The sequence below is a fragment of the Clostridium sp. AF34-13 genome, assembly GCF_003477845.1.
GTDB lineage: Bacteria > Bacillota > Clostridia > Lachnospirales > Lachnospiraceae > Butyribacter > Butyribacter intestini.
The window spans coordinates 191039-200460 of record NZ_QUEB01000006.1 but is presented as its reverse complement, the minus strand read 5'-3'; the positions used below and the strand labels follow the sequence as shown (position 1 = coordinate 200460).

The window sequence follows — 9422 nt, the reverse complement described above, 5'->3', positions numbered from 1 at the left end:
AAATAATTTTTTTCACATCTAACTATTGACATTTATTAGCTGGACTTGTCATCATCTTCTGCACGCTCGTGCAACTGCTCTAATACTGCTTTGATTTTCTGTGGAACCGGCAATCCTAAATGGGCAGCATTTTCTAAAAGGCTCACGCCTTCATTGGAAATATAAAAGAAAATAACTGCTGTTCTTAGAACACTTCCGGTACCAATCACATGGACATCCAGGATGTTTGCAATCCCTACCAATAAGAAGATCAGTACCTTTCTGCAAATCCCACGAAAGCCCACTTCACTTGATAGCGCTTTGTCGTTTATCGCGCACATAACACCGGTTATGTAGTCGATCACCACAAAAGCAAGCAATGCATATAACAAACCGTCACATCCTCCCAAAAAGTAACCAAGCCATCCACCTACAGCCGTAAATACGAACTGTACTGCGTTCCAGAATTCCTTCATTGTCTTGTCCTCCTTATAAATTTTTATATGAAAAAAGCAGCTACCCATTATGGATAACTGCTTGATTCCGAAATTGTTTATTCTATTTTCTTTCATCGTGAACATTATTTATCTTAGCCATATAATAGACCTGTCTGAGTGTTCTTGGAAAAAGAACATCGGGATTATTAATGACAAGATACAGCCATGACGATGATACCACGCTTTCCCATACATGAAACTCCCACGGTAACATTCCATAGGTGGCTGTCGTATATATCACGCCGCCCGTACTCCCGTCACAGTTCTGCAGTCTGATGCACTCATCCACATATTTCTTTGCCTCATCCATGTTCCCCAGTACATAGGCAAGCGTGGAATACCCAAGTGTTCCTTCCGTCCAGACAATATCCGGCGCACCTTTATAATCAGCCGTCTTATCACTGTACGGCTTGAATCCAGAAAATGTTTCATCGTCTGAATATGCCGTATTATAATAATCTTTCTCCCTCCTCTGTATGATCTTCTTATCCTTCGTAAGATACACACTCCTTGCAGTTTCAAGACACGCTTCTGCCGTTGATGAATGCACCACGGAGAAGATAAGTGTTCCTGCCCATGTGGTACAGTCAAGCGCCCATGCCTTATCCGGCACTCCTCCGTTGATGCCCTGAAAGAACCGTCCATTCTCCATGTCGTAGCATTTTAGAAAAAGACTGTCCCGGACAAGTTCTGCTGCTTCCTTGTATTTTTTATTTTTCAGAACAAGGGAACATCCCTCAAGTGCCTGTAATGCTGAACACTGGTGTTCCACGGAACACCATTCTATCTCCTCACCGGAATAAGAATAATCCTCCATGTTGTAACTGCCGTAACCTCCTGTCATAAGTCCATATCGTGGATCGGATGAATCCGTGACCTGTTTTGACACGAGCCAGTCCCCGGCTTTTTTTATCATCTTCACAAAATCCCTGTCCCCGCTTTCCATCGTGTAATAACAGGCTCCCCACACCAGCCATCCCATTGCCCCGGTTCTTACATATCCGTCAAACAACTGTCCGATATAAATATCATAGGAAAAATTGAAACTCCCGTCATCGTTCTGCTCATACCGCATCCGTTTCAGCATTTCTTTGCAGATACCATAATCACCGCTTGTGGTAAATACCAGTAATGAAAGTCCCACATCGTATGCCCATGTTCTGGAATTCAGCATATAACCATATGCACCGAGGGCATTGGATCCGTCCTTATTATACTGAGGGTCATCTGTCGGAATAAGGAACGATGCCGGAAGTCTGCCTTTTTGCAAGTTCATAACAGCACCTGCTATGCCGACAGCATCAAATGCAACCGCACCATCCCTCCATACCTGCTGCATGACCTTTCCAATCTTATGCCCTGTCGCAACTTTATTTGTATACCACATATATTTTCCACCGCCACAGTTCCATATCTTACAGATATCATTGATGTACTCCGCATCCGAATAACTGTAAAGCCTTACGGTGAAGTACTCAAAATAACTGTATCCATACCCGCCATCTTCGGCTTTTATCTCTGTATCTGCATCATACACATATCTTTCAACCGTCACCTCATCTGAGGATGAAATCTGTTCCCATTTCCCTTTTATGCCTTGGGCAAGACGGAACTCTTTAATCCCCTCACCTACCGTTATATCAAGCGGATAGGTCACGGTCTTACTTCCTTCATCAGATTTGTAAGTTTCCCTGTATGTCATTGCAGACTCCCATGTCCCGTCTGCTTTGATAGGACAGGTAATCACCTTGTAATCGGCATCATGAACAACATAAACATTCACAGCATAATCACTGAAATCCGAAAGATTCCTTGCAGTCCCGGTAACCTTTCCCTTATAGTTAAAATCATAATAAGTGGATGGCGAGATGTATTTCGCCCTTACCTGATCTTCCTCAACGGATATCCCTGTCACATATCCCCAGACGATATCCCCGGAATAACTGTCATCGTATTCCTTGTCGAATGTTATCTGACACTTGAAGTTATTTACATCAAGCTGTCTCTTTATAAATGCAAGTGCATCCGATGAAGCCTTTTTATACTTATCCCCGCTGAACACAGCCATCCGAAAGCACCTCCTTAATCCGTATCTTCCTCATCTTCTGTTTCATCCGGCACGGTACAGTAAAATGCAATGACCGTTCTCGTTGAGGAAGAAACCCCGGATATGGATGCACCGACATAAGAAGCAAATGCACTGCCGGATTTCTTAGTCAGCGTTACTGTCGGTGTCTTCCCATCATTTGTCTGGTACTGAAAATATGGTCTGTCATTATATGCCCTTGTAAAATAAAAAGAGCCGTTTCCGATGATCTCCCCAAATTCCACCGTGTATTTTGCCGTGGTATTTCTGATATCTTCCACGCTTGTAACAACAGAATAAAGCGAATCATTGATGGTCGGTATATAAGCACCAATCGTAATGCTCACCTCATTATAGTTGAACGGATTCCACTCCATGCCGACCACACGCTTCTGCCTGTATATGGATAATGGCTTAAAATCAAGAAGCAGTTCATCCCCAAGGTCAACATTTCCTTTTCTGTACAGGTCAACGGAATAACTGTACCTCTGTTCCGTTGCATTATAGGAATAACTGATATCCTTGACATTTTCCGTTTTCATGATATCCACTGTCTGGCTGTTTCCCCTGTGCTTACGGATGCCGATAGCGTATCCGTAATATTCAATTTCCCCTTTTACAAGGGCAAGCAGCTGCATCACACAGGCACGTCTTGTTGCTTCTGTATTTACCCTGAGTGTTACCTTCTTTTCTATGTCCACCGTTCCGACACTGAATGGTGTTCCTTCAAGCAGCGCCCACAATATCTGCCTTGGAGTACCCGTCATGTCAAAAGCAGTTACCTTATATTCATCGTCATTCAGGATATATGAAATGTGTTCACATTCCATCTCGGTATAACATACACCACTTGATATACTTTTTTTCACATTCGTAATGTTAAACACAAGTCCGTCCAGTTCTGCAATGCATTTTACATCAACAAAAGAATCTATCTTCCTCGTCAGCATCTTAAAGGACATTGTGCATTCCCCGTCCAGTTTTGCCGTAATGCTGCAGGCATTGACGGCAGAGTAAGAACGGATAAACTCTCCCGAAGTATTCCCTTTTGTCTTTTTATAAAAATTCAATACCGGGTGCGGAGGTATCTCCCTGTATCTCGGACGGATGGTCTTATCCTCATGAATATCCGTAAAAGATGTATTCCACCCTATAAAAAACAATCCCCTGATCTTTTCCGGGGACGGAGGAACTGCATTTTCCCCTTCCTTTACTTTCTGGGTAGAAAGATAATCGTCCCCTGCATAGTTAAGGAAATTGACTGTATAATAAATGCTTTCGCTCTTATAGGTCGGACGGACTGTCATGTCCTCCATCACTTTTGTGATATCCACATTCCATCCGTTAAACACCATGCCCTCTATTACTTCCGGCTGTGGTGCAAGGTCTGTGGCATCACCGCCTGCTTCCACATCACAGGTGCCGAGCAGGTCAGTCCCTGCATAATTTAAAAATCTTACGGTGTAATAAACCACCCCGTCTACAGTTTTTGACACTGTCTGCACCTCCTAACTTATTCCAAGATTTCTCATGGATGCCTGACCATTGGAATACTGTATCTGTGACACAAGTGTCGTGATCACCCTTCCGTCCAGCATGATCGGCTGGTTAAGTTTTACCGTACCGTTCTGCCCGTAAGAAGCATTTCCTCCGACAGTGGCATTCAGGCTTGCATCCATATCCGGCACCATATTTTCAAGATTCATGGTATCCGTCAGTTTCTCGATTTCCTTTGTTACAAGTCCCCTGCTCTTTTCTATTCCTTCAGCCAGTCCGCCCATGAAATCCGGCATCCATGACTCATAATCAGTAAGTGGTCCTTCATCCGGCACGGAGAAATGCAGATAAGACTTTATCGTCTCTGCCACATTGGATACGGCATCCTTAACCTTGCCGATGCACTTTTTGATGCCGTTTACGATTCCGTCAATAATGTCTGTTCCCCACTTGACCGCAGACTGTGCAAGTCCCGTGATAAAAGAAACTGCTGTGCCAAATCCTGTTTTTATCGTTGTAACAATATTTCCTATGGTTGTCTTTATGCCGGTCCACATCGCAGTAAAGGCACCGGAAACCGCCGTCTTTATTCCATTCACCACCGTGGTCACGATTGTCTTTATCGTATTCCATGCTGTCGTAATAAAAGTCTGGATTGCTGTCACAACCGTGGTTATCACGGTCTTGATTGCATTCCACACGGTTGTCACCACAAGTTTGACTGCATTAAATACTGTCGTGATCACTGTTTTGTAGATGGTAAAATAGGTCACAATCACTGTCTTTATCACTTCAAGCACCGTGGTGAACACAAGTTTTATGCCGTCCCATATGGTTGTGAAAAATGACTTGATTGCCCCAAACACGGTTGCTGCCGTAGTCTTTATTGCTTCCCATGCTGTCGAGAGGAATGATTTTATTGCATTCCATACTGTAACAGCAACCTGTTTCACATTCTCCCAAAGGTCAATCCAGAACTGACGGAAACCGTCACAGTTATTCCAGAGATAAATAAAGGTAGCCACAAGTGCTGCTATGGCTGCAATAATAAGAACGATAGGATTTGCAAGCATTGTCGTATTCAGTGCTGCAAATGCCCCCTTAACTGTATTGATGACTCCGGCAATCTTTGGAACAATGGTCATGATCGTTCCAACAGCTGAGATGACTTTTCCGACAATGATAAGAACCGGGGCAAGGGCAGCCACGATAAGTGCAATTGTGACAATCGTTTTCTTTGTCCCGTCATCCAGTCCGTTTAATACATCAACAAATGACTGTACCCATCCAACAATCTGTTTTATGGCAGGCATCAGAAGTTCTCCGAATGAAATGGCAAGTCCCTCTAATGCGGATTTCAATATGGTGATCTGTCCCTGCAGGTTATCAAGCTGTGTATCTGCCATCTGTCCGGCAGCACCCCCGCTGTCTGCAATAGACTGCTGAAGGTCATCCCATGTACTTCCCGTATTGGCAAGCAGTGCGTTCACGGATGACAGGTCGGTTTTATTAAATATCCTGCCGATGATATTTGATTTCTCGGCAGAGGTCATTCCATCCATTCCTGAATTCAGGTCACCCAGAATATCATTCATGCTCCTCATGTTTCCTTCGGAATCATAAACCTGCAGTCCCAGTTCTTCCATCGCAATGGCAGCCTTATCCGTAGGATTCTGCAAAGACAGGATGATGTTTCTTAGGTGCGTACCACCCTCTGCACCCTTGATACCATTATTGGCAAGGATGCCGAGTGCCGTATTAAGCTCTGCCGTACCACCCTTGATGGATTTGGCTGTTGCACCGATGGTAAGGATACCTTCCCCTAACTGTGCCACGGATGTATTCGTAGTAGATGCCGTCTTTGCCATCTGGTCTACCATCTTTCCTGCCTCATCAACTCCCATCCCAAGAGCTGACATCGCATCCGTTACCATATCAGAAGCATCGGCAAGTGCAATATCTCCGGCTGCTGCAAGATTGAGTACAGTCGGCAGAGTATCGCACATCTGCTCCGTGTCATATCCAGCAAGTGCGAGATAGTTTAATGCTTCTGCACACTCACTTGCAGAAAATGCCGTCTCTGCGCCCATCTTCTTTGCCAGTTTGGAAAGGGTGTCCATCGTATTAACAGACTGCCCGTCAACCGTTGACATGGAATCTTTCGTGATTCCCATCGTAGCCTGTACCTGTGACATGGAGGATTCAAAGTTTGCTGCCGTTGTAACAGCCGCCGTGCCAAGTCCCGCTACTGCCCCTGTCACGGGAAGAAGTTTCTGTCCGGCAGACGATATGTTGTTACCGACCGTTTTTAACTTTTCCCCGGATGCAGCTATCTTCTGAACTGCCGTTGCCGACTGGTTCGCCTGTGTTTCCAGATTTTTTAAGTCCTGCTCCGTTTCTACGATTTCCCTCTGCAATGCATCGTACTGCTCTTTGGAGATTTCACCATTGGCAAGCACCGTGTTTGCCTGTTCCGCTGCCGTCTTTAAGGTTGCCAGTTTTTCTTTTGTCTCACTAACAGCCTCTGAAAGCAGCTTGTGTTTCTGTGCAATCAGCTCTGTGTTGCCCGGATCCAGTTTCAGCAGTTTGTTTACATCCTTCAGCTGTGATTGGGTGGATTTTATCTGTCCGTTCACACCCTTAAGGGCATTCTGCAATTTGGTTGTATCACCACCGATTTCTACGGTAATTCCCTGAATACGGCTTGCCATGAATTCTCACCTCCTAAAAATGGGTATAAAAAAAGGAGCATTTCTGCTCCGTAACAAAAGAAAAACACCTGCCATTTCTGACAGATGTTTCTATGTAAATTATTAATTTTCACTCCGACAAACTTGAATTTACTGCAATACCCAATCTTCTCTTTTTAGAATGTTTACCTCATTTTCTTCCGTTGTACCGAATGCTGTCTCATAGGTATCAAATGCATAGTGTTTGAAACCACTTTTTTCCTGAACTCTATGAGATTGCTCATTCCACAAGAAGTGACCACAGAAAATTACATCAAGATTAGCGTTCTCAAAGAGAAAACGAATTACTTCTTTCAACGCTTCCGGCATTAAACCTTGTCCCCAATATTCTTTGCTCAGAACATAGCCTATCTCACGGCATTTCTTATTTTCAAATTCCGGGAAGTGAGTTTCATTGTATTTTTCGATCCCAACAGAACCTATTACTTTGCCCTGATATTCGAGTGCAAATGTTTTCTTATGGCTAATGAACATATCAAGAATAATCTTAGATTCTTCCTTGCTTTTATGAGGCTTCCAACCCGCCATTTGTCCGACTCCATCTACTGAAGCGTAGGAATAAAAGTCATCAAGGTCGGATTGCCGCCACGGGCGAATCAACAAACGCTCTGTTTTTAGGATAACATTACTTATATCTATTTCAGGATTCATAGTATTTTACTCCTCTAAATTCCGATTTGTAGCTGAGAATGTTTCAACCACTTTCCGTATTATATCAGAAAATGGCTGTTTTCTCAATCTAGAACCTGTCGAAATCTTCCTGTGTTGCAACTTCTGGATACTTGTAATCATCATTACTGCTCTCGGCATACATATCATTAACCATCCCTATTGTCAGAAGGTCAAGGTCTCGGATAGACAACCCTATCTGCACACATCTTAGAAGAAATAAGGGTGTTGTCATCTGACGCTCTGTCGGGCGAAGTTTTTTTTAGCTTCAACATCCGTTTTCACATTCAATCCCCATAACTCAATAAGTTGTGGAAGAATCTGATAAATAGAAAATGTATTAAACTCATCAAGCCATTCTTCTGGTGTATCGGGAATGCCCAGGTCTGCGTGTTTTGCCATAACATATGCAATATTCTCAAACATCTCAAGTGAAAACATATCCAGGCTTGAACTCTCCTCTTTATCTTTTCCTACAGCCTTCTCCAAGGCACTCAGGTCTTTATAAATATCCCTTCCAAACTTAATACGATAAATTCGTGGGATTGCAGCAGATGCCTTGAATGGCACCTGCTTTCCATCAATTTCAAGATTTTTTATAAGGCTCATGATACGCCCTCCTTAGAACTGTTCTTTGCTGATGATACCTTTGTACTGTCGGACTGGCCTGATGCATCAGATACTGCTTTCGGAAGATATACTGTTTTATACCAGCCATCATAAGCAGCCGCCGATGTGCTGTCAGATGTACGTGCTTTTACATAGCCCCCATCAAGAGGTGATGCCGTAATCGACAGGGTTTCTGTCTTGACCTCAATCTCATCTTCCTTTGTTGCTGATTCAATGGTAGGTCTTGCTGCCGTGCAATTATAAAGCACATGACGGATTTTATTGATGTCACCATCAAATTCAAACAACAGTGCAAATTTACCTGTTTCCACGGTCGCATCTTCAACAAGCACATTATTGGCATCGAGGGATTCCTTCAGTACATCGGTACGAAACGACTCCGGCACCAGAGCAAGTTCAAGGTCACCTTCATAGCCCTGATTGTTATTGATCGTGTAATATGCATATCCGTCTGCATAGAATACACTTGGCTCTCCGTTTGGATCAAGCGAAATGGATACCGCACCGGGCATCGGCACGGGTGTACCATATGTCACCTCGCCATCATCACTTTTTGTAAGCAGTGCATAATGCACATTTCGGATATTAAACTTGACTTTATTCTTTTTATTAGCCATTTCTATACCTCCATCTGATAAAGCACCTCATACAGATTTTCAGATTCAATCCATACTTCGCTTTTGACATAAAAAATGCCATGCCTATCCAGCACAGCCTCTACAGTTTCTTCAAGCTCCACATCTTTCTTATCTGTATAGAGCTCAATATTTAATCGATTCACTTTAAAATATACTTTTCCATCTGCTGCAAAGTGATTACTTCCCGGATATAAGAACGCTAAAAAAGGAGGATCCGGTGACTCTCCCTCTACGAAATGATCATATGCATACGGAAGATTCATCTCCGCAAGCATTGTCATTACTTCCTGATGTGTCATTCCCGTAATCCCCTTTCAATTTTCTGCTGTAACATTGTCGCTCCATGTTCTTCTGCCAGTGCTATATGTGGGATTGCGGCAACTCTACCTCCTCCACGTTTCGCATGACCATGTTCCAAAAGATGCGCAATCTGATACCTGTTCTTGGAATGAACTGTCATTGTAAGAGAATTACTGGTCTCCTTCGTTTTCTTGGTAGCCCAACTCTTTTTATAAGCACCTATCCTCTTTGGAGCATTTGCAGATATTTCTTTTTTAACTTCCTTGCTAACATCCTTCACACTTTGCTTTACCATATCGCTCTGTGCATCGGCATATTCCGTAAGGCCCTGCATAATAACATTTGCGAGCTGATCAACACTTACTGTATTTGCCAT

General features: G+C 43.4%; 10 protein-coding genes. All 10 read right to left on the bottom strand.

The genetic code is table 11. The annotated features are described in order from the left end of the window. Positions 1-35: 35 nt before the first annotated feature. Positions 36-455, bottom strand: a complete 420-nt coding sequence (locus tag DWZ63_RS07190) for a phage holin family protein (protein WP_055941543.1) — start codon at positions 453-455, stop codon at positions 36-38. Positions 456-537: 82 nt separating this feature from the next. Beyond that, entirely contained in the window at positions 538-2544 is a 2007-nt protein-coding gene (locus tag DWZ63_RS07185) for a hypothetical protein (protein ID WP_055941541.1), read from the bottom strand. A 14-nt stretch (positions 2545-2558) separates the two neighbouring features. Further along, the gene (locus DWZ63_RS07180; RefSeq protein WP_182431453.1) at positions 2559-4058 is read right to left on the bottom strand and encodes a phage tail protein; all 1500 of its coding nucleotides are present in this window, start codon (positions 4056-4058) and stop codon (positions 2559-2561) included. 12 nt (positions 4059-4070) lie between these two features. Beyond that, on the bottom strand, positions 4071-6770 hold the full coding sequence (locus DWZ63_RS07175; RefSeq protein ID WP_082440599.1) for a phage tail tape measure protein: 2700 nt from the start codon (positions 6768-6770) through the stop codon (positions 4071-4073). A 129-nt stretch (positions 6771-6899) separates the two neighbouring features. Next, a complete protein-coding gene (locus tag DWZ63_RS07170; RefSeq protein WP_055942783.1) occupies positions 6900-7460 on the bottom strand; it encodes a GNAT family protein in 561 nt (186 codons plus the stop codon). Between the two features lie 88 nt (positions 7461-7548). Next, positions 7549-7671 carry a hypothetical protein gene (locus DWZ63_RS16115; protein WP_279217366.1) on the bottom strand — a complete coding sequence of 41 codons (123 nt, stop codon included), beginning with the start codon at positions 7669-7671 and terminating at the stop codon, positions 7549-7551. A 38-nt stretch (positions 7672-7709) separates the two neighbouring features. Then, positions 7710-8087, bottom strand: coding sequence for a hypothetical protein (locus tag DWZ63_RS07165; RefSeq protein WP_055941535.1), 378 nt, complete (start codon positions 8085-8087; stop codon positions 7710-7712). Continuing rightward, positions 8084-8725: a major tail protein gene (locus DWZ63_RS07160; RefSeq protein WP_118499259.1), complete on the bottom strand. Its 642-nt coding sequence runs from the start codon at positions 8723-8725 to the stop codon at positions 8084-8086. Before DWZ63_RS07160 ends, DWZ63_RS07165 begins: the two co-directional genes overlap by 4 nt. Positions 8726-8727: 2 nt before the next feature. After that, positions 8728-9045 carry a hypothetical protein gene (locus tag DWZ63_RS07155; RefSeq protein ID WP_055941531.1) on the bottom strand — a complete coding sequence of 106 codons (318 nt, stop codon included), beginning with the start codon at positions 9043-9045 and terminating at the stop codon, positions 8728-8730. Beyond that, on the bottom strand, positions 9042-9422 hold the full coding sequence (locus tag DWZ63_RS07150) for an HK97 gp10 family phage protein (RefSeq protein WP_118499257.1): 381 nt from the start codon (positions 9420-9422) through the stop codon (positions 9042-9044). The genes DWZ63_RS07155 and DWZ63_RS07150 overlap by 4 nt, the downstream gene beginning before the upstream one ends.

Bases quoted from the DNA above. Each gene is read 5' to 3' on its own strand.
- DWZ63_RS07190 (WP_055941543.1), bottom strand. From the start codon at position 455: ATGAAGGAATTCTGGAACGCAGTACAGTTCGTATTTACGGCTGTAGGT.
- DWZ63_RS07185 (WP_055941541.1), bottom strand. From the start codon at position 2,544: ATGGCTGTGTTCAGCGGGGATAAGTATAAAAAGGCTTCATCGGATGCA.
- DWZ63_RS07175 (WP_082440599.1), bottom strand. From the start codon at position 6,770: ATGGCAAGCCGTATTCAGGGAATTACCGTAGAAATCGGTGGTGATACA.
- DWZ63_RS07170 (WP_055942783.1), bottom strand. From the start codon at position 7,460: ATGAATCCTGAAATAGATATAAGTAATGTTATCCTAAAAACAGAGCGT.
- DWZ63_RS07165 (WP_055941535.1), bottom strand. From the start codon at position 8,087: ATGAGCCTTATAAAAAATCTTGAAATTGATGGAAAGCAGGTGCCATTC.
- DWZ63_RS07160 (WP_118499259.1), bottom strand. From the start codon at position 8,725: ATGGCTAATAAAAAGAATAAAGTCAAGTTTAATATCCGAAATGTGCAT.
- DWZ63_RS07155 (WP_055941531.1), bottom strand. From the start codon at position 9,045: ATGACACATCAGGAAGTAATGACAATGCTTGCGGAGATGAATCTTCCG.
- DWZ63_RS07150 (WP_118499257.1), bottom strand. From the start codon at position 9,422: ATGGCAAATACAGTAAGTGTTGATCAGCTCGCAAATGTTATTATGCAG.